17 protein-coding genes are annotated in these 19,659 nt (G+C 58.2%); 10 read left to right on the forward strand and 7 right to left on the reverse strand.

Annotated elements, in window-relative coordinates; translation table 11 throughout:
- Nucleotides 1–30: 30 nt before the first annotated feature.
- The 6 genes from rpsO to rimP all read right to left on the reverse strand — a co-directional run bounded on the left by rpsO (nucleotide 31) and on the right by rimP (nucleotide 6,347).
- Nucleotides 31–300 (reverse strand): 30S ribosomal protein S15, encoded by a 270-nt coding sequence (gene rpsO / locus ACW81B_RS01760; protein WP_491578478.1) that lies wholly within the window; start codon nucleotides 298–300, stop codon nucleotides 31–33.
- A 94-nt stretch (nucleotides 301–394) separates the two neighbouring features.
- Complete coding sequence (gene truB, locus ACW81B_RS01765; protein WP_491578479.1) at nucleotides 395–1,312, reverse strand: tRNA pseudouridine(55) synthase TruB; 918 nt, start codon at nucleotides 1,310–1,312, stop codon at nucleotides 395–397.
- A 13-nt stretch (nucleotides 1,313–1,325) separates the two neighbouring features.
- Entirely contained in the window at nucleotides 1,326–1,715 is a 390-nt protein-coding gene (gene rbfA / locus ACW81B_RS01770; RefSeq protein ID WP_491578480.1) for a 30S ribosome-binding factor RbfA, read from the reverse strand.
- A 48-nt stretch (nucleotides 1,716–1,763) separates the two neighbouring features.
- Nucleotides 1,764–4,313, reverse strand: coding sequence for a translation initiation factor IF-2 (infB, locus tag ACW81B_RS01775; protein ID WP_491578481.1), 2,550 nt, complete (start codon nucleotides 4,311–4,313; stop codon nucleotides 1,764–1,766).
- A 21-nt stretch (nucleotides 4,314–4,334) separates the two neighbouring features.
- A complete protein-coding gene (nusA, locus tag ACW81B_RS01780; protein ID WP_491578482.1) occupies nucleotides 4,335–5,870 on the reverse strand; it encodes a transcription termination factor NusA in 1,536 nt (511 codons plus the stop codon).
- Complete coding sequence (gene rimP, locus ACW81B_RS01785; protein WP_491578483.1) at nucleotides 5,871–6,347, reverse strand: ribosome maturation factor RimP; 477 nt, start codon at nucleotides 6,345–6,347, stop codon at nucleotides 5,871–5,873. It lies immediately after the preceding gene.
- Nucleotides 6,348–6,687: 340 nt separating this feature from the next.
- Between rimP and ACW81B_RS01790 the strand changes: the two genes are divergently transcribed.
- From ACW81B_RS01790 to ccmI, 10 genes are read left to right on the forward strand one after another with little or no spacing between them, the layout of a single operon-like run.
- Nucleotides 6,688–10,308, forward strand: coding sequence for a PPi-type phosphoenolpyruvate carboxykinase family protein (locus ACW81B_RS01790; RefSeq protein WP_491578484.1), 3,621 nt, complete (start codon nucleotides 6,688–6,690; stop codon nucleotides 10,306–10,308).
- A gap of 8 nt (nucleotides 10,309–10,316) precedes the next feature.
- The gene (gene ccmA / locus ACW81B_RS01795) at nucleotides 10,317–10,952 is read left to right on the forward strand and encodes a cytochrome c biogenesis heme-transporting ATPase CcmA (RefSeq protein ID WP_491578485.1); all 636 of its coding nucleotides are present in this window, start codon (nucleotides 10,317–10,319) and stop codon (nucleotides 10,950–10,952) included.
- Nucleotides 10,949–11,632: a heme exporter protein CcmB gene (ccmB, locus tag ACW81B_RS01800; protein WP_491578486.1), complete on the forward strand. Its 684-nt coding sequence runs from the start codon at nucleotides 10,949–10,951 to the stop codon at nucleotides 11,630–11,632. Before ccmA ends, ccmB begins: the two co-directional genes overlap by 4 nt.
- A gap of 2 nt (nucleotides 11,633–11,634) precedes the next feature.
- Complete coding sequence (locus tag ACW81B_RS01805) at nucleotides 11,635–12,375, forward strand: heme ABC transporter permease (RefSeq protein ID WP_491578487.1); 741 nt, start codon at nucleotides 11,635–11,637, stop codon at nucleotides 12,373–12,375.
- Entirely contained in the window at nucleotides 12,368–12,535 is a 168-nt protein-coding gene (gene ccmD, locus ACW81B_RS01810) for a heme exporter protein CcmD (protein ID WP_491578488.1), read from the forward strand. Before ACW81B_RS01805 ends, ccmD begins: the two co-directional genes overlap by 8 nt.
- On the forward strand, nucleotides 12,532–12,993 hold the full coding sequence (gene ccmE, locus ACW81B_RS01815) for a cytochrome c maturation protein CcmE (protein WP_491578489.1): 462 nt from the start codon (nucleotides 12,532–12,534) through the stop codon (nucleotides 12,991–12,993). The genes ccmD and ccmE overlap by 4 nt, the downstream gene beginning before the upstream one ends.
- Entirely contained in the window at nucleotides 12,990–14,987 is a 1,998-nt protein-coding gene (locus ACW81B_RS01820; protein ID WP_491578490.1) for a heme lyase CcmF/NrfE family subunit, read from the forward strand. The genes ccmE and ACW81B_RS01820 overlap by 4 nt, the downstream gene beginning before the upstream one ends.
- Entirely contained in the window at nucleotides 14,987–15,526 is a 540-nt protein-coding gene (locus ACW81B_RS01825; RefSeq protein ID WP_491578491.1) for a DsbE family thiol:disulfide interchange protein, read from the forward strand. Before ACW81B_RS01820 ends, ACW81B_RS01825 begins: the two co-directional genes overlap by 1 nt.
- Complete coding sequence (locus tag ACW81B_RS01830) at nucleotides 15,523–16,068, forward strand: cytochrome c-type biogenesis protein (protein WP_491578492.1); 546 nt, start codon at nucleotides 15,523–15,525, stop codon at nucleotides 16,066–16,068. Before ACW81B_RS01825 ends, ACW81B_RS01830 begins: the two co-directional genes overlap by 4 nt.
- Nucleotides 16,065–17,318, forward strand: coding sequence for a c-type cytochrome biogenesis protein CcmI (gene ccmI / locus ACW81B_RS01835; RefSeq protein WP_491578493.1), 1,254 nt, complete (start codon nucleotides 16,065–16,067; stop codon nucleotides 17,316–17,318). Before ACW81B_RS01830 ends, ccmI begins: the two co-directional genes overlap by 4 nt.
- A gap of 227 nt (nucleotides 17,319–17,545) precedes the next feature.
- Here ccmI and ACW81B_RS01840 read toward each other — a convergent pair whose 3' ends face one another.
- Nucleotides 17,546–19,636, reverse strand: a complete 2,091-nt coding sequence (locus ACW81B_RS01840; protein ID WP_491578494.1) for an EAL domain-containing protein — start codon at nucleotides 19,634–19,636, stop codon at nucleotides 17,546–17,548.
- Between the last annotated feature and the right edge of the window lie 23 nt (nucleotides 19,637–19,659).

The following is a 19,659-nucleotide window of genomic DNA, read 5'->3' on the forward strand; positions in this document are numbered from 1 at the left end:
CTGTTTGATTGAATACTAAAGAAGAAAAAATCAGCGACGCAGACCCAGGCGACCAATCAGGTCCTGGTAACGACTGACGTCCTTGCCCTTGAGGTAATCGAGCAACTTGCGGCGGTTGCTGACCATGCGCAACAGACCCTGGCGGGAATGGTGGTCATGCTTGTGTTCCTGAAAATGGGATGTCAGTTCCTGGATGTTCGCTGTCAGCAGCGCTACCTGTACTTCGGGTGAACCGGTATCGCCCGGCGCACGCTGGTAATCACTGACAATCTGTTGTTTCTGTTCGGTTGATAAAGCCATGCTTTGCTCCAAATGTAAGTCAGGTTATGCATCCAGCGAACAGGCCAGACGCAAGCGGCGTAGTTTACCTGCCTGTGCCATTTCGCTCAACAGCTTAGGCACCTTTCATCATCCGGCGCGGCGCCACCCGGCCGTCGTCGAGAATTTCGCCCATACCGAGGAAGGTATGCTCGCCCTCGTACAGCCGCACCCAGCCGCTGGTGGGCGCGCGCGGCACCAGGACGGCCTGCCCCTGGCGCAGGTAAAAGGCGGCGTCAGCAGATAAATTCACGTTCGGCCATTGGGTTAGCGCGGTTTCGATAGGCAGTAGCAGATCATCGGTGGCACGCTTGTCCTGCTCCTTGATGGCTTCGAGCTGCTCCAGGGTGACGAGCTTGTCGTCACCATAGGGGCCAACCGACGTGCGGCGCAGTGCTGAAACGTGCGCACCGCAGCCCAGCTGCTCGCCGATATCCTCGACCAGTGTACGGACATAGGTGCCTTTTGAGCAGTGCACAGCGATATCCAGCCAGTCTTCGCCGCGCCCGGTCAGGGTGAGTTCGTGGATATCTACGGGGCGCGGGGCGCGCTCCACCTCAACACCCTGCCGGGCCAGTTTGTACAACCGCTGCCCCTCGTGCTTGAGTGCCGAGTACATGGGCGGGATCTGCTCAATGGCGCCGCGGAACTGTTCCAGCACCGCTTCAATCTGTGCATCGCTGTAATGTTCCACCGGGCGGGTACTGATCACTTCACCTTCCGCATCCGCGGTGGTGGTCTTCACGCCCAATTGACAACGCACTTCATAGCGCTTGTCGGCATCCAGCAAAAACGCCGATACCTTGGTGGCTTCACCCAGGCAAATCGGCAATACGCCGGACGCCAGCGGGTCCAGGCTGCCGGTATGGCCGGCCTTTTTGGCGAAAAACAGACGTTTGACCTGTTGCAGGGCATCGTTGGAAGTAATCCCCGACGGTTTGTCCAGCAACAGAATGCCGTTGACGTCCCGACCTCGTACGCGGCGTCGACCCATAACCTGATATTCCTCAATCGTTGTCCGGATCGGTTTCGTCGTCGGGTTTCGCATCGGCCTTGACGGCAGAATCGATCAACGCGCTCAGACGAGCCCCTTCCCGAAGGGAGTGATCCTGTTTGAAATGGAGTTGCGGTACGTGCCGCATCTTGAGTGTCTGGCCGAGCAGGTGGCGCAGGAAACCCGCTGCGCCTTGCAGGGCTTTCAGTGACTCGGTGATTTCATCCTGGTCGCCAAGGGTCGACACATAGACCTTGGCGTGAGACAGGTCGCGCGACACTTCAACGGCCGACACGCTGACCATACCGACACGTGGGTCGCGCACCTCGTCACGAATCAGGGTCGCGAGTTCGCGCTGGATCTGTTCGCCAACGCGGCGCGTTCTGGGAAAATCTCTGGGCATGGAAGCTCACCGCCGCTACTGGAACCTGGCGCGATCAAAACGGCCGGCTCAATCGACCGTACGCGCCCTCTCTGTCCGCTCGAAGACCTCGATCTGGTCGCCGGGCTTGACGTCATTGTAGCCCTTCACACCAATACCGCACTCGGTGCCGCTGCGCACCTCGTTGACGTCATCCTTGAAACGACGCAGTGATTCCAGCTCGCCTTCGAAGATAACCACATTGTCACGCAAGACACGGATCGGTGCACTGCGGCGCACCACACCCTCGGTCACCATGCAGCCGGCAATCGCACCGATCTTCGGCGCACGGAATACATCACGCACCTCGGCAAGACCAATAATCTCTTCCGTGACTTCCGGCGACAACATGCCGGATACCGCGGACTTGACATGATCGATCGCATCGTAAATGACACTGTAATAGTGCAGGTCGATATCGCTCTCTTCGACAATACGCCGTGCCGACGCGTCGGCACGCACATTGAAACCGATCAGGATGGCATTGGCTGCCAGCGCCAGGTTGGCATCGGTCTCGGTAATACCACCAACACCGGATGAAACGATATTAACCGTCACTTCATCGGTAACGATCCTGGTCAGTGCCTCGCGCAATGCCTCGGCACTGCCCTGCACATCCGCCTTAAGGACAACATTGAGTACCTTCTTCTCGCCCTTGCTCATGCTACTGAACATGTCTTCGAGCCTGGCCTGCTGCTGGCGCGCCAGTTTCATTTCGCGCTGTTTCGTCTGGCGGAATTCGGCCAGTTCACGCGCCTTGCGCTCATCATTGATGACCTGCGCATCTTCACCGGCTGCCGGTGTACCGGACAGTCCCAGCACCACGGCCGGCATGGAAGGTCCCGCCGAGTCGATGGGCTTGCCGGCCTCATCGAACATCGCACGCACGCGCCCGATTTCGTGACCGGTAACCAGCGTATCGCCTTTCTTCAACACACCATTCTGTATCAGGATAGTCGCCACCGGACCGCGGCCCTTGTCGAGCGCGGACTCAATTACCACACCCTGCGCGGGACAGTCCACAACGGCCTTCAGTTCCAGCAGTTCGGCCTGTAACAGGATAGCATCGAGCAGTTCATCAATGCCCTGGCCGGTCTTGGCCGACACCTCGATAAACTGGGTATCACCGCCCCAGTCTTCCGGGATAACACCCTTCTGTGACAGTTCGGTTTTAACCCGCTCGGGGTCCGCTTCCGGTTTGTCGATCTTGTTGACAGCCACCACCATCGGTACCCCGGCGGCCTTGCTGTGCTCAATTGCCTCAATGGTCTGCGGCATCACGCCATCGTCAGCCGCCACCACAAGAATAACGATATCCGTTACCCGGGCACCGCGGGCACGCATGGCGGTAAACGCCGCATGGCCCGGGGTATCGAGGAAACTGATGGTGCCCTTGTCGGTTTCGACATGGTAGGCGCCGATATGCTGGGTAATGCCACCCGCCTCGCCCGCGGCCACCCGCGTGCTGCGAATGTAATCAAGCAACGAAGTTTTGCCATGATCGACGTGACCCATGATGGTCACAACCGGTGGACGTGGCACTTTCTCGCCTGTCACTTCGGCAGCAGCCTGTTGCTCGATCTGGATTTCCAGGTCGTTCTCGGAAACCTGTTTGGCGATATGACCAAGCTCCTCGACCAGCAGCACTGCGGTATCCTGGTCCAGCGTCTGGTTAATCGTCGCCATAACACCCATCTTCATGAGTGACTTGATCAGCTCAGTCGCCTTGATGGAAAGTTTCTGCGCCAGGTCACCAACCGAAATGGCTTCCGGAATCTCGACCTCGCGCACCACCGGTGCAGTAGGACGTTCGAACCCGTGTTCACCGGAAGACTTGACAGCCACACCACCGGCGCGCCGACCACTGGGCTTCTTGCGTCGACCACCCTTGCCCTTGGCAACGTGCAGTTCCTTACGACCATATTTGGTGTGTTGATCAGCAGCCGGCTCACGGTGGCGGGTCTTGCGTTCTTTCTCGGCCTTCTGCTGGCGTGCTTCCTGTTCGGCACGCGCCTGGGCCTGGGCTTCATCAGACACCTTGGCCTCGACTTCTTTCGCCTTGCGCGCTGCTTCCTCTTCCTTCCTGCGACGGGCTTCCTCGGTGCGCTTTTGTTCTTCCTCGACCTTGCGCTGTGCCTCTTCCTCGGCGCGACGCAGGGCATCTTTCTCAGCCTGGATTTTCGCCTCACGCTCGGCCAGCAGGCGCGCCTTTTCCTCGGCTTCCCGCTTGAGCCGGTCTTCTTCCTCGGCGACCAGTTCGGCACGCTTCACATAAGTGCGTTTCTTGCGTACCTCGACACTGACGGTCCTGGCCGTGCTGCCACGCCCTGTCGAACCGGTTTTCAATTCAGTGTGCATCTTGCGCCGCAGCGTCACCTTCTTCGGTTGCGCGGCTTCTGCAGCCGTTTCGGATTTCCCGTGGCTCTTGCGCAAATAGCTCAGCAGTTGCATTTTCTCCTTGTCGGAGATGGTTTCATCTGCGTCGCTGATCTGCATGCCGGCTTCTCCCAGTTGCGCCAACAGGCGATCCACGGGCAAGCCAACTACATGTGCAAACTGTCGTACCGTAACGTCGGTCATCGTAAAGCGTCTCCTCGACGGCTACCCTTGTTCTTCTTCCGCAAACCAGGGGGCCCGAGCGGTCATAATCAATTTTCCGGCGCGTTCTTCATCCATGCCGTCGATATCCATCAGGTCATCGACAGCCTGTTCGGCCAGGTCTTCCATAGTAACGATGCCCTTGCCCGCCAGGGTAAAGGCCAGATCCTCGTCCATACCGTCCATCTCCAGCAGGTCATCTGCCGGGCGGCTGCCACCGATATTTTCCTCGCTGGCGATTGCCCGTGTCAGCAGCACATCGCGGGCGCGGCCGCGCAGCTCATCGACGATATCCTCTTCGAATTCCTCGATCTGCAACAGCTCGCTGTTGGGCACATAGGCGATTTCCTCGATGGTCGAGAAACCTTCCTGCACCAGGATCGCCGCCACTTCCTCATCGACATCGAGGTCATCCATGAACACTTTGGTCAGCAGTTTCATTTCTTCCTCGGATTTCTCCGCGGCCTGCTGCTCGTCCATCACGTTCAGTTCCCAGCCGGTCAGCTGACTGGCGAGGCGCACATTCTGGCCGCCACGGCCAATGGCCTGGGACAGCTGTTCGTTGGTCACCGCGACATCCATGCTGTGCTTGTCCTCGTCGACCACAATCGACACAACCTCGGCCGGCGACATGGCATTGATGACAAACTGCGCCGGGTTTTCATCCCAAAGGATAATATCAACACGTTCACCTGCAAGTTCAGTGGACACGGTCTGTACGCGCGAACCACGCATACCGACACAAGCGCCGACCGGGTCGATGCGCGGGTCGTTGGATTTCACGGCGATCTTGGCGCGCATGCCCGGGTCACGAGCGGCGCCGAGAATCTCGATCAGGTCCTGGCCGACTTCCGGCACCTCCAGCTTGAACAGCTCCACCAGAAATTCCGGCGCCACGCGACTGACAAACAACTGCGGGCCGCGCTGCTCGCTGCGCACTTCCTTCAGATAACCGCGCAGACGGTCGCCGGGGCGCACGGCCTCACGCGGAATCATTTCCTCACGGTAAATTATGGCTTCAGCATTACCGCCCAGATCCAGGTAGACATTGCCGCGTTCGACGCGCTTGACGATACCGGTCACCAGTTCACCGACACGGTCTTTATAGGCATCGACCACCTGGGCGCGCTCGGCCTCGCGCACTTTCTGCACAATGACCTGCTTGGCAGTCTGCGCACCGATACGACCGAAATCGACAGATTCGATTTCTTCCTCGACGTAATCACCAACCTGGATATCCGGATTCTGCTTGCGTGCCTCTTCCAGCAGGATCTGGCGGCTGGGGTAGCGGTAACCCCCCTCCTCTTCATCTTCCTCGCCAGCTTCGGTATCAGGGTGTTCCTCGACCACTTCCCAGCGCCGGTAAGTCTTGTAGTCCCCGGTGTTGCGATCGATCTCGACACGTGCCTCGATGTCTTCCTCGTGGCATTTTTTGGTCGCAGACGCCAGTGCAGCCTCGATCGCGCCGAAGATGATTTCCTTGCTGATGCCCTTCTCGTTCGAGACGGCATCCACGACCAGAAGAATTTCTTTACTCATTTACGCACCCTCCACACGATGCGAATCAAAATCGGGAACCAGCCGTGCCCGGTCTATTTCATCCGGCGCCACAACCAGCTCTTCCTCACCCATCTGCAACACGACCTGGCCGTCTCTCAGGCCCATCAGGGTGCCCTGGAATTTACGCCGGCCGTCAACGGCAGCGGCGAGTTGCAAGGTAATCTCATGCCCGGCAAAACGCTCAAAATCTTTTGTCTGGTACAACGGCCGGTCCAGTCCGGGTGACGACACTTCCAGTGCGTACTGCCCACGGATCGGATCCTCAACGTCGAGGATGCCGCTGACCTGGTGGCTGACCGCCCTGCAGTCTTCCACCGTAATGCCCTGCTCACGATCGATGTATACCCGCAGCACGCCCTGTTTGGCGCGGATAAATTCCACCCCGACCAGTTCAAAACCCAGTGCTGTCACCGCCGGCTCCAGGAGCGCGCGTAGTTCCGCTGATTCACGCGGCATACATTTCCACCACAAACAAAAAATGGGCCTATGGCCCACTGCAAAACCCGGAAACCGCCAATTTACCGCCGGCCCCGGGAAACATCCCAGCCATTGTATCAGAAGCCTTTTGTAAAATGTACCCCGATCCAGTCTGAAAGACGCTTTCCCTTCATCTCACCGGCGAATGACGGAATCCATCCAGACACAAACCCCTGGATGCCGGCCTGCACCGGCATGACGTAAAATTGCCGTCTGACTTCCCCACACAGATTCGCTAAGATACTCACCGCTGCCCACCAGACCGCCAACCCGGGCGCGCGCACAGAACAATTGACAGAAAGTCAGCGAGGAGAAGTTGATGGATTTTGCACACGCGCCAGGCCTGAACAAGGCAGTTGACGATGCCGAACAGGAACGCGAAGAACTGCAACTCTATATCAACCTGAAACTGGCCTCGTCCGGCCAACCCACCTGCGTACCCGAAGACGCAGCCCGCTTCCTCGACATCTCCGGCGACCTGCTGCGCAGCTACCGGGAAAAAAACCGCCTGCTGGCTGATTACCACTGCTGGGTCGACCAGCGTATCCAGGACTTCCTCAACCGCTACCTGGGTGACCTGTCACTGGACAAGGTGCCGTCACTGCCCAGCCAGTCATTTATCCTGGACCGGCACGGCGTGGCGCGCGAACTGTCGCTGCCCATGGGCGAGGATGTATTCCGCTCCGACATCATTTCCAGCTACCGGGTAAAAAATGGCGTACTGCACAACCCGGCCAGCGACCGTCGTACCACTGAAGGTTCATTTCACATCGCCGAGGGTGGACTGCCGATCCCCGGGGACAAAAAAGCGGTACCGAAAATTGCCTTTGCGCGCATGCTCGCCCATGCCCTGAATCCACCGAAACAACTCCTGACCATCCCCTTCACAGCCAACCTGCCGGAGCCGGCGCACATGTTCGTGTCGCTGCTGCTACGGCCGGTGGTGTGCCCGGCCATCCCCGGCAAGGAAGCGGAAAAGTCGATGGAGATTCATTTCTTCGCGCCCGGCAACCTGGTCAGCAACCTGGACTTCGTGGAAAGTATTTTCGGCAACGGTGGCAACCCCTACCTGGCCGAGTTCGACGCGGCGCTGGACGTGGACCACTGGACCGGCCACACCGGCTGCGTGATCCTCGCACCACAACTGGTCGGCCTGCCCAAGAAAGACCTGGGTCTGCCGCACTGGAACGACGCCAGCGAACGCCAGCGCACCGACGGCATGTGCTGGAAAGACGAAAATGAAATCTACAATAACGGCCAGGCATTCAAGATCACCGCGCGTGACGAGAGCGGTGTCATCGTCACCCTGCTGGCTGACAACTACTTCGGTTACTGCAAGAAGGAAGTCAAGACCCAGATCAGTTTTGCCGCCAACCTGTACGGCCTGGCGGAGGAAGAACACGCCGGCGGTGCGCTGGCTTTCCCGCGCCGCAATCACGGCGAGGAATACGGTGTTGACAGCCGCACCCACAAACCCGGTTATTCTTTCCAGGAGATCGCCGATCGCTATGGCGAACTGATGGATGTCAAGCCGGAAGGCTATGCCATCGACAAAAAATTCCCGCAGATTGTTTATGTGCCGCAAAAGGTGCGCATGGACCTCAATGCCCAGACCATTAGCTGGGAAAAGGATGGCGAACAACAAACCATCCGCCTGCAGCCGGAAAAGATCTACATGCAGCCCAATGGCTACAAGATAGAAATGGAAAAGCACCCGGGCGCGCCCTCATGGCGCCTGGTCGGCACCAACCCGGAAGGCACGTTCTGTCATAAGCCTTCCACGGTATCAGGAGGCGGCAAGTCGGAAATCTCCAAGTCACTGAACGATGCCGTGATCTACCGCTCGCTGTTCGTCGATGACCTGCAAAAAGACCTCGACCAGGTGCAGGCCATCTTCGACATGGATTACACCACGCGATTCAAACCCGGCTTCGAACACGAGGATCGCGACCCGACACGCCAGCCGCTCAGCCCTGAGCGCAGCCTGGGTTCGGTAATCAAGTTACTGACACCCAGTTCCAGCTATACCGATGCATTCAACCAGTGGCTGGATTCCATCTCGCCGCGCATCCTTGCACTGGTGTTTATCATCAAGCGTTTCTACCGGCCGGAATGGGGCGACAACTGGCGCCAGCACCTGTCGGTGGACAAGGTGGACGGCGCGCCGGCACACGAACTGAAGCTCGATGACCGTCATATCGTTGCCTCTTACCTGCGTGTAGGTTTCGACCGCGATGCCAAGTGGCGAACCTTCAAGCTACGCCAGGACTACATCGCCACCGAAAAAATCCAGATGGAAGACGACATCACGGCTTCTGTGGTGGTGCCGTCGAGCTGTATCGCCGACTGCGCACCGGCGCGCATCGGGGAACACAGCGTAAAACTGGCGCACAACTGTGAATACCGCCTGTTCCAGCGCCCCGATGATGCCATTATCCCGGGTTTCGACAAACAGACCGAGCTGGACATGTCACAAGCGGATAATTTTTTCGCCAACTACGAACCGTTCGATCATGACAAGGTCAGGGAACTGGTTGAAGACGTCCACACCTTCTACCAGTTCACCCCGCCCATGCAGAATATGCTGAAGTCTGCTTACGAGGATGACAGCCCCTATGTCGTGTCATCCGCACACCCGCGCATGGTGGACGGCGCCCCGTCGAAAAACCCGCGTTACCTGCAGACACGGCCTGACCTGGTCAATCCGGTACGTAAGTACGTTGCAGAAATGAGCACCCGCTTCCATCGCAAGCTGCCGCTGGAACAGCAGGTTTGTCACCCGGTCGATGCTGTGCTGGCCGGACGGCGCAACAACCCGCCGGAAGCCGGTATTCGCCCGCTGGCGGTCTACAACCCGATTCACTACCAGGAACTGCCGGAACTGTTCATGGACTTCCTGTGCAGCCTGACCGGCAAATCACCTTCCACCACCGGGGCCGGCAGTGAAGGGGCGTTGACCAAGGGGCCGTTCAATGCGCTGCGCACCGTTGCCGACCTGAACAATGCACTGGTGTCCTATATCCTCACCGGCTATGCCGGTTTTTCCAGTTCTGCCGGGTACGTTGGACCGGATGTACGGGTTGACCATGACATCAGCCTGCTGGTGCCGGAAATCTGGGCGCGACTCGAACCCGAGCAACGCGACCCCGCGTGGCTGATCGAAAACAGCTACCTGGAAAAGCTGGATGATTTCGAACACAACGGTGAACGGGTGCTGGCCAGCCGGCTCGGTTACCGTATTACCAGCCGTTTTGTACACGGGTTCTTCGGCAAGATCTTCGACAACCCCTGCGCGGTCTTCACCGACGAGATTCTCAAGCCGGAAATCCAGAGCCTCGATGTGTTTGTCGATGGCATCAACAATATCGTCGAGGCACAGCAGCGCGAGGCGCAGCGCTTCATTGACGATGGCAGCATTGAGGATGCCTGTCCGCCGTTGCAGGCACTTATCAATATCATGGCCACCGGCGAGCACGAAGGTATGGATGCGCATCACCCGAAATTCCGCGCCATGTTCACCCGCGAAAACCTGCTCAGGTCGCGCTGGTACAAACACCGGCTGGAAGTGAAGCAGTACCGCGACATTGCGCTCTGGCAGCGCAACGTGAATTACCTGAAACAGTTTATGGACGATGCCGACTATGTCGATGAAGCGCAGCGCCTCGACATTGCCGGCCGTTACCGGCGTGCGACCGAACGTCTGAAACAGGCGCAGAGTCGCAGCTATCTCAAGAATCTGGTGGGTACACTGGGTGCTGACCCGCTTGGTCTGTCGACAGTTGCCGCCGGCAACCCGCTGATCAACTGGAGTCGCATGAAATTGTCATTCTCAAGCAGCGGCGCCGTTGAACCTGCCCATTCTCCCGACACTGTCGAGGTCAAACCCATGACCTTGCTGCAACGCTTCAAGGCCCGCTTCCGGCGTGCACGTTTGCAATAGCGGGGCGCATGAGTCACTACAACCAGACCGACACGCTGGAAGCGCGCGACCTCACCTGCATCCGCGATGACCGCAACCTGTTCAGTGAGCTGTCTTTCACCCTGGGCGCCGGGCAGGTTCTGCTGGTGGAAGGCCGTAATGGCAGCGGCAAAACCTCACTGCTGCGCATCCTCTGTGGCATCCGCCAACCGGACGAGGGCTATATCCACTGGAACGGTGGGGATATCTACCGGCTGGCCACCGGCTACAACGCCGTGACCGCCTGGGTCGGGCACAAGGACGGCATCAAGCTGGAACTCACCGCGCGGGAAAACCTGATATTCGCACGCAGCCTCGGCACACCATCAACAATGGAAATCGCCGACGCGCTGGAGGCCATGGAACTTGGCGGCTTCGATGATGTCTCTGCCATTAACCTTTCGGCGGGACAGAAACGCCGGCTGGCACTGGCACGGCTGCTGGTAACCCGGTCGCCGTTGTGGATTCTCGATGAACCGTTCACATCGCTCGACACTCACGGTATCTCGCTGATTGAAAGTATGATCAACACACACCTCGAGGACGGTGGTATGCTGGCTGTTACGTCACACCATACGGTTACACTGGACAGCAGCGACATTACCCGCATCAACCTTTCTGCATGAAACCCGCCACACTTCCACAGGCCTTTACCCTACTGCTGCGCCGTGACCTGACACTGGCGTACCGGCGACGCTCGGAAATGATCAACCCGCTGTTGTTCTTCGTGCTGGTGACTGCACTGTTCCCGCTTGGTATCGGTGCCGACCCTTCACTGTTACGCGAAATCGGGCCGGGCATTATCTGGGTTGCTGCCCTGCTTGCTTCGCTGCTGTCACTGGAAACCGTATTCCGTTCCGACTTCGACGACGGTTCACTGGAACAATTGTTGCTCAGCCCCCACCCGCTGTCGGTGCTGATGGTCGCCAAGGTACTGGCGCACTGGCTGATCACCGGCCTGCCGTTGCTGATCGTGGCGCCGTTGCTCGGTGTGTTGCTCAACCTGTCTGCTGAAGCAATGCGTACCCTGTTAGTCACGCTGGCACTCGGCACACCGGTGCTGAGCCTGATCGGCGCCATTGGCGTGGCACTGACCGTCGGCCTGCGCAAGGGCGGCACCATCCTGTCACTGCTGGTGCTGCCACTGTATGTGCCGGTACTGATTTTTGCCGCCAGCGCTGTCGCCAACAGCGACGCCGGACTGCCGGTCGGCGCACACCTGTCACTGCTCTCGGCGTTGCTGCTACTGGCTATCAGCCTGTCACCCGCTGCCACCGCCGCGTCACTACGCATCAGTATGAGTTGATCATGTTACGTTTCTTCCACCAGCTTGCCTCACCAAAACATTTCTACCGTATCAGTGGAAAGTGGATTCCCTGGCTGGGTGCAGCCTGTCTCGTTTTCATGCTGGCCGGCCTCTACCAGGGACTGCTGGTCGCACCAACGGACTACCAGCAGGGTGACAGCTACCGCATCATGTTCGTGCATGTACCGGCAGCATGGATGTCACTGTTTATTTATATGGTAATGGCCGGCGCCGGTGTCATCGGCCTGGTATGGCGTATCAAGCTGGCCGAGATTATGGCCATCAGCAGTGCGCATGTTGGCGCCTCATTTACTTTCCTGGCACTCATCACCGGGTCGATCTGGGGCAAACCCATGTGGGGCAGCTGGTGGGTGTGGGATGCGCGCCTGACATCGGAACTGATCCTGCTGTTTTTGTACCTCGGTGTCATCGCCCTGTACAACGCGGTAGAGGATCGACGCACCGCAGCACGCGCCACCTCGATTCTGGCACTGGTGGGTGTCGTCAACATACCGATCATCCACTACTCGGTGGAATGGTGGAATACCCTGCACCAGGGACCGACGGTCACCAAGTTTGATGCACCGTCCATTGATTTCCGCATGCTGATCCCCCTGCTGCTGATGGCCATCGCCTTCAAACTCTTCTATGCCACGGTCGTGCTGATGCGCGCACGTGTCGAAGTACTCCAGCGTGAACGTAATACCTCCTGGGTAAAGGAACTGGTGGCGACACATGAATGACTTCCTGCATATGGGTGGCTATGCCAGCTACGTCTGGAGCTCGTACGCTATTACGCTGGTGGTACTGCTGGCGAACCTGGTCGCACCTGTCATGGCACGCCGCAAACTGTTAACCCAACTGGCGCAGCGTGAAAAACGCGCGCAGAGGATGAACCGATGAACCCTGCCCGCCGTAAACGTCTGATCCTGATCGGCCTGATGGTGACCGGTGTCGCTATTGCCGTTGGTTTTGCACTCAATGCATTCAACCAGAACCTGATGTTTTTCTATTCGCCCAGTGAAGTGGTGGCGGGCGATGCACCGCCTGGCCACACCTTCCGGCTCGGTGGACTGGTCACGACCGGTAGCGTGAAACGCCTGCCCAACGGACTAACGACACGCTTCGAGGTCACCGACAACAACAAAACCGTAACCATCGAGTACACCGGCATCCTGCCTGACCTGTTTCGTGAGGGTCAGGGGATAGTCGCACACGGCGAGCTCAACGAAAATGGCGTATTCATCGCGGATGAGGTACTGGCCAAGCACGATGAAAACTACATGCCGCCGGAAGTTGCCGACGCACTGGAAAAATCTCACAGGGAAGGCGTCGCTGCCGGGGGTAACAACACACCATGATTCCTGAACTTGGACAATTCGCACTGATACTCGCACTGTGCCTGGCACTGGTTCAGGCAACAGTTCCACTGATCGGCAGCCTCAACCGCACCCCGTCGTGGGTGGCGCTGGCACGTCCACTGACCTACGGGCAGTTCGTGTTCCTCAGTATCGCCCTTGCCGCGCTGGTCCATGCCTTCCTGACCAATGACTTCTCGGTGCTGTACGTCGCGCAGCACGGCAATACCGAATTGCCGACGATCTACAAGATTTCCGCCGTATGGGGCGCACACGAAGGTTCGTTATTACTCTGGGTGTTCATCCTTTCTGCCTGGTCGGTTGCTGTTGCCGCTTTCTCCCGCAGTCTGCCGGAAGTCATGGTGGCGCGCGTGCTGTCGGTCATGGGTATGGTCAGTATCGGCTTCCTGTCTTTTCTGCTGTTTACGTCCAACCCCTTCGCCCGCCTGTTCCCTGCACCCTTCCAGGGTGGTGAACTGAACCCGCTGCTACAGGACTTCGGCCTGGCGATCCACCCACCGATGCTGTACATGGGTTACGTCGGCCTGTCTGTTGCGTTCAGCTTTGCCATTGCCGCGCTGATCGGCGGCAAGCTGGATAATGCCTGGGCACGCTGGTCGCGGCCCTGGACACTGGTAGCGTGGATGTTTCTTACCGTTGGCATCGTACTGGGCAGCTGGTGGGCCTACTACGAACTCGGCTGGGGTGGCTGGTGGTTCTGGGATCCTGTGGAGAACGCCTCGTTCATGCCCTGGCTCGCCGGCACGGCGCTGGTTCATTCACTGGCGGTCACCGAAAAGCGTGGCGCCTTCAAACGCTGGACAGTGTTGTTGGCACTACTTGCCTTCTCACTCAGCCTGCTGGGCACTTTCCTGGTGCGTTCCGGTGTACTGACCTCGGTACACGCCTTCGCCTCGGACCCGGCGCGCGGTATGTTTATCCTGATCTTCCTGATACTGGTTATTGGCGGGTCACTGTTCCTGTATGCACTGCGCGCACCGGGCATCACTCGCGGCGGTGGTTTCGACATGCTGTCACGCGAGACAATGCTACTGGGCAACAATCTGTTGCTGATCATTATTACTGCGCTGGTATTGCTCGGCACACTGGCGCCACTGCTCTACGAAGCTTTTGAGTGGGGCAAGATCTCCGTCGGCTTCCCCTGGTTCAACAGTATGTTCGTAACCTTTGCCCCACTGATGATTCTGTTGATGGGTGCCGGACCACTGACCCGCTGGAAACACCAGGACCCTGCTGAACTGCTCAGGCAACTGCGTGTCGCCATGGCGATCAGTATCGCGGCAGGCGTGATTACGGCCTTGCCATTTGCGAGCGGTTCCTGGTCTGCCGGGCTGGCGGTCGGACTGGCCATGTGGCTGTTCACCACCTTGCTGACCAGTGTCCATGTCCGCTTGCGCAATCGCGGCGGCCTGGCAAAACTGTTTTCCGACCTTGCAGGGCGTGGCGGCCGCTCCTACTACGGTATGTGGGTCGCGCATCTTGGTATTGCTGTATTTGTTGTTGGTGTCACCTTCGTCACCCAGTTCGATATCGAAAAAGATGTGCGCATGAGTCCGGGCCAGGAAGTCACCCTCAATGACTATGTATTCCGCTTCGACGGTGTTGCCGCACATGAAGGCCCTAACTACACGGCACAACGCGGCACTATTCATGTCAGCCGCGACGGTCGCGAAATTGCCCTGTTGCACCCCGAGAAGCGTACCTACCGCGTACAGACCAAACCCATGACAGAAGCCGGTATCGATGCCGGACTGTTCCGTGACATCTATGTCTCACTGGGTGAATCACTCGGCGGCGGTGACTGGGCCCTGCGTCTGTACTACAAACCCATGGTGCGCTGGATCTGGCTGGGTGGATTGCTGATGGCCTTCGGTGGTCTGCTGGCTGCCTCCGACCCGCGCTACCGCATGCGTGTACTGGCGAAGCTGCGCGGCGATACACCAGCCGGTGCGCTGACCAGCGGGGGAACAGCCTGATGCCTGCGTTTGCCCGTTACCTTGCCCCGCTGCTGGCATTTCTGGCACTGGGCGCACTGCTTTACAAGGGGCTCGGCATCGACCCGAAAAGGGTTCCCTCACCGTTGATCGACAAACCGGCCCCCGTGTTCAACCTGCCCCGGCTGAAACAGCCTGAACAGTTCCTTGGTAATGCAGATTTCCAGGGCAAGGTCTCACTGTTCAACGTATGGGCGACCTGGTGCGTCGCCTGTCGACAGGAACATCCCGTACTTATGCAACTCAGCAAAATGGGTGTGCCGATCTATGGTCTTAATTACAAGGACAAACGCGCTGATGCCGAACAGTGGTTACAACGTTTCGGTGATCCCTATGTCGCCAACGCGTTTGACGCCGAGGGGCGTGTCGGCATCGACTGGGGCGTGTACGGTACGCCGGAAACCTTTGTCATCGACAAACAGGGCGTAATCCGTCACAAGCATATCGGCCCGCTGGGCCGCGACGCGATTGAGCGTGAAATCCTGCCACTGGTGAAAAAACTGCGTGAGGAAAAAGGATGAAGTCTTTTCACGCCATGGACGCCGGCCTGCGCCGGTATGACGGTAGTGGTTTGAAGCATTTCCGCATTGTTCTCTTTGCCTGCCTGGCCGTATCTGCCGCCCTGTTCTCCCCGTTGCAGGCCGCAGGACTGGAAGTGTTTGACTTCAGTGGCAAGGTCGATGAAACGCGCTTCAAGTCACTGATCACCGAGTTACGCTGCCTGGTGTGCCAGAACCAGTCACTGGCCGATTCGGATGCCGACCTGGCTCATGACCTGCGCCGTGAGGTATATGAACTGATGGACCAGGGCAAAAGTGACCGGGAAGTCGTGGACTTTCTGGTTTCACGCTATGGCGATTTTGTGCTTTACAACCCGCCCGTCAAACCGGAAACCTGGATACTCTGGTATGGCCCGTTCGGCCTGCTTGTTATCGGCCTGCTGGTACTGGCGTACACCATCCGCCAGCGCAAACTACAACCTGAAGCCAGTTTTTCCACTCAGGAACAGGAGCGACTGAAAAAGCTGCTCGGTGACGACAGTAACGGAGACAAATCTGCATGACCACTTTCTGGCTGCTGACCGGCACAATGGCCGTGCTTGCACTAACCTTTATTATACTGCCGGTCATGCGCAAACAGCGTAGCGATGACATAGACCGCGACCAGCTCAACACCGCCGTCATCCGTGAGCAACTCGATGAACTCAAGTCCGACATGCGCGCAGGGAAACTGGATGAAGCGGTCTATGAATCCGCCCGCCACGATCTCGAACGCGAACTGCTCAACGCGGTGAGTGGTGACGGACAGGCACCCGGAAATACGACTCGCAGCGGCCGCTGGGTACTGGCCTTACTGGTGCCCGCCATCCCGCTGTTGGCAATTGGCCTCTACCAGCAACTGGGGGTCAGCAATTTTTCCGAACAGGCGGCACAGGCCCGCCGTGCAGCGACAGAAAATCCGGGTGGCGTGTCGGAACACGAGATCAACAGCATGCTGGAGCAGCTGGCGCAGCGCCTGGAAAAAGAACCGGACCACCCGGAAGGGTGGATGCTGCTGGGACGCAGTTACACGTCAATGCGCCGCTTTGACGAAGCCCTGAACGCCTACGAACAGGCACGCAAGTATGGTGGCGATTCACCTGACCTGCTCATCGACTATGCCGACACACTGGTAGCCGCGAACAGCGGCAACTTCAGTGACAAGGCCGGTGAGTTGTTGCAACAGGCACTGGCGGAACAACCGGACAATCCCAAGGGGCTGTGGCTGCTCGGGCACTGGTATTACCAGCGCGGTGATTTCCAGAATGCACTGGAAAACTGGCAGGCTGTTGCCACCCAGGTACAGCCCGGCAGTGAAACCGCCGTGATCCTGCAACAACAGATTCAGCTGGCGCGCACAAAATCTGGCATCAGTACACCAGCGGAAGCCACACAGGCAGCCGACAGCAGTGCAGACAAAACATCGATACGTGTGACGGTATCACTCGACCCGGCCCTGCAGGACAAGGTATCACCGGACGATACCCTGTTTATCTTTGCCCGCGCTGTCAATGGCCCGCGTATGCCGCTGGCCATTGTGCGCAAACAGGTACGTGACCTGCCGGTCACTGTCACGCTGGATGACTCTATGGCCATGTCATCGGCCATGGTGCTGTCGCGTTTCCCGCAGGTGAGTATCGGTGCGAGAATTTCAAAGACGGGCCAGGCCATGCCGGCGCCGGGTGACTTGCAGGGTATGCAGAGTCCGGTTTCGACAAAAAGTGCGGCGGACAAGGTTAATGTTGTGATTAATGAACGGGTGGGTGGGCAGTGAGTAACCGTTTAACAGGCTGTTGAAAATCGTGAATACTGATTGCTGTCCAACCTGTGTAAACACAACTCCATCGTCTTTTCTCCGTGCATACACCATGTTGTACGCAAACATACCGGCGGGTATTTATATAACAAACGGAGTGGCCACACAGCGCGCAGAGTTGCTGTCCGGACTCTAACTCCAACCTGTGACGATGCAGCGCTGCACCTGCTTGTTCAAGAAGTGGTTCATATTGCCACCCTGAGCAGTTCCGCCAGCGGCTGCGGTCTGGAGATAGCATAGCCCTGACCGTAATCGACACCCAGATCACGCAGTCGCTTGAGGATGTCTTCGTTTTCGACGAACTCGGCGACAGTCTCCATGTTCAGTGCGTGGCCCAGGTCGTTGACTGAACGGACGATGGCTTCATCCACCGCTTCGTTCAACAGGTTGCGCACGAAACGGCCGTCGATCTTGAGGTAATCGACTGGCAGTTGCTGTAAATAGCCAAACGAGGATAAGCCCGAACCGAAGTCGTCCAGCGAGAAGTGGACACCGTATTGACGCAGCTCGCCCATGAACTCGAGGGCCGCAGTCAGGTTGGTGATAGCGGAAGTTTCGGTTATCTCGAAACACAGCTGCACCAGGCTTAACGGCCCACTGCGAACCAGCACCTCAATCTGCCGCAGAACCCGCTCATCACCAAGGCTCGGACCGGAGAGATTAACCGTCAGGCTCAGCTGGCAGGCTTGCTCGACAGGAAGTTTGTCTATTTGATCAGCCAGGTGATACACCACCCACAGGTCGAGCCGTGTGGAGAGTCCGAAGCGTTCGGCGGCGGGCAGGAAATTGCCTGGCCCGATCAGTTCACCTTCACTGCCCAACATGCGCAGCAGAACTTCGTAATGCATTTCCCTGTGCGGATTCAAGGGACGAATTTCCTGGCAGTAGAGAACAAAGCGGTTATCGTCCAACGCCCGTTCCAGGCGTTCCACCCAGACCATCTCCCGGCTCACCAGGGTAGTACCCCGATCCCCCTCGCCCTGAAAAAAACGGATGCGTCCACGACCTTCTTCCTTGGCCTGGTAGCAGGCGATGTCGGCCTGCTTCATCAATTCCACAACATCCGGTGAGACCGCCGTGACAGAGACCACCCCGACACTCATACCTACCCTGAAGTGACTCTTGCCCCAGACGAAGCGGTGGTTTATTACCGTCTCGTGCAACTGATGCAGTGTCCGTGTAGCCATCTCCGGTGGGCAATCGCGCAACAGGATACCGAACTCGTCACCACCCAGTCGCGCGACCACATCCTGTTGTCGCAGCTTGCGACGCATCAGGCTGGACACCTGGCGTAACAGCTCGTCGCCAGCGGCATGTCCACAGGTGTCATTGACCACCTTGAACTGGTCCAGGTCGATGTAAGCCAGAACATGGAGCATCTCCGGAGCGCCCTGGGCACTGTCCAGCAGGGCGATCAGCTCCCGCTCAAACTCGCTTCGATTAATGAGACCGGTAAGAGCGTCGTGGGTGGCCTGGTGAGAGAGCCGCTCGTTCAACTCGCGGGCTTCGGTAACATCCTCCTTGACGGCGATGAAATGGGTCACCTCGCCAGTCTCGTTGCGGATCGGGGAGATGGTCTCCGTGACCCAGTACAGTCTGCCACTCTTGGACCGGTTGTGCAGTTCGCCACGCCACTCCCGTCCGGACTTGATGGTTCTCCACAGTTCCCGATAGGTTTCCGATGAGGATTCACCAGACTTGAGGATGCGAGGGTTCTCGCCCAGCACCTCTGCGGGCTGATAACCGGTCACCTCGGTAAACTTTGGGTTTACGTATTCGATGCGTCCCTCCGCATCGGTAATCATAATGATGCATGCGCTTTGCTCTACCGCACGCCGCAGCATGTGAACCTGGACATCGGCTGTCTCCTTGTAGCGCAGTAAGTTGCGAACGGTTCCGACTAATGCCTGCAGTTCCGGACGATGCGGGTCCAGGCCATCCCCGTCCAGCCCTTGCCGATCCCGCAGGGCAACGAGCCAGTGACCGAAATCATGGAAGGGCCTCAGTGCAACATAATTGATCAGCAGCACCATCACTGATAGCCATAGCAGAAGCGCCAGGAGCACGTTAACCGTCCCCCGGTGTTTGATTCCGGCAAGGTTCACGGGAATTTCCGGCGTATTGGCCACACAGCCCTCACAGGGCGCGACATCGAACCGATCCTGCGGTAACAGCAGGTCGTCAAGACCGGCATAGAAAGCCATGGAGATGGCGATGGCCAGCAGCAGGCCGGCCAGCACCAGCCGCTTGCGGATGATGCGTATAAGTTCAGTCATGTGTCATACTCCAACGGCACAGC

This window comes from Thiogranum sp. (assembly GCF_058323355.1).

What these genes read in the sequence shown, in the direction of transcription:
- ACW81B_RS01805 (WP_491578487.1), top strand. Translation starts at nt 11,635, where the DNA reads ATGTTACGTTTCTTCCACCAGCTTGCCTCACCAAAACATTTCTACCGT.
- rimP (WP_491578483.1), bottom strand. Translation starts at nt 6,347, where the DNA reads ATGCCGCGTGAATCAGCGGAACTACGCGCGCTCCTGGAGCCGGCGGTG.
- infB (WP_491578481.1), bottom strand. Translation starts at nt 4,313, where the DNA reads ATGACCGACGTTACGGTACGACAGTTTGCACATGTAGTTGGCTTGCCC.
- ACW81B_RS01825 (WP_491578491.1), top strand. Translation starts at nt 14,987, where the DNA reads ATGCCTGCGTTTGCCCGTTACCTTGCCCCGCTGCTGGCATTTCTGGCA.
- rbfA (WP_491578480.1), bottom strand. Translation starts at nt 1,715, where the DNA reads ATGCCCAGAGATTTTCCCAGAACGCGCCGCGTTGGCGAACAGATCCAG.
- ccmE (WP_491578489.1), top strand. Translation starts at nt 12,532, where the DNA reads ATGAACCCTGCCCGCCGTAAACGTCTGATCCTGATCGGCCTGATGGTG.
- ACW81B_RS01840 (WP_491578494.1), bottom strand. Translation starts at nt 19,636, where the DNA reads ATGACTGAACTTATACGCATCATCCGCAAGCGGCTGGTGCTGGCCGGC.
- ccmB (WP_491578486.1), top strand. Translation starts at nt 10,949, where the DNA reads ATGAAACCCGCCACACTTCCACAGGCCTTTACCCTACTGCTGCGCCGT.
- truB (WP_491578479.1), bottom strand. Translation starts at nt 1,312, where the DNA reads ATGGGTCGACGCCGCGTACGAGGTCGGGACGTCAACGGCATTCTGTTG.
- ACW81B_RS01790 (WP_491578484.1), top strand. Translation starts at nt 6,688, where the DNA reads ATGGATTTTGCACACGCGCCAGGCCTGAACAAGGCAGTTGACGATGCC.
- rpsO (WP_491578478.1), bottom strand. Translation starts at nt 300, where the DNA reads ATGGCTTTATCAACCGAACAGAAACAACAGATTGTCAGTGATTACCAG.
- ccmA (WP_491578485.1), top strand. Translation starts at nt 10,317, where the DNA reads ATGAGTCACTACAACCAGACCGACACGCTGGAAGCGCGCGACCTCACC.
- ACW81B_RS01830 (WP_491578492.1), top strand. Translation starts at nt 15,523, where the DNA reads ATGAAGTCTTTTCACGCCATGGACGCCGGCCTGCGCCGGTATGACGGT.
- ccmI (WP_491578493.1), top strand. Translation starts at nt 16,065, where the DNA reads ATGACCACTTTCTGGCTGCTGACCGGCACAATGGCCGTGCTTGCACTA.
- nusA (WP_491578482.1), bottom strand. Translation starts at nt 5,870, where the DNA reads ATGAGTAAAGAAATTCTTCTGGTCGTGGATGCCGTCTCGAACGAGAAG.
- ccmD (WP_491578488.1), top strand. Translation starts at nt 12,368, where the DNA reads ATGAATGACTTCCTGCATATGGGTGGCTATGCCAGCTACGTCTGGAGC.
- ACW81B_RS01820 (WP_491578490.1), top strand. Translation starts at nt 12,990, where the DNA reads ATGATTCCTGAACTTGGACAATTCGCACTGATACTCGCACTGTGCCTG.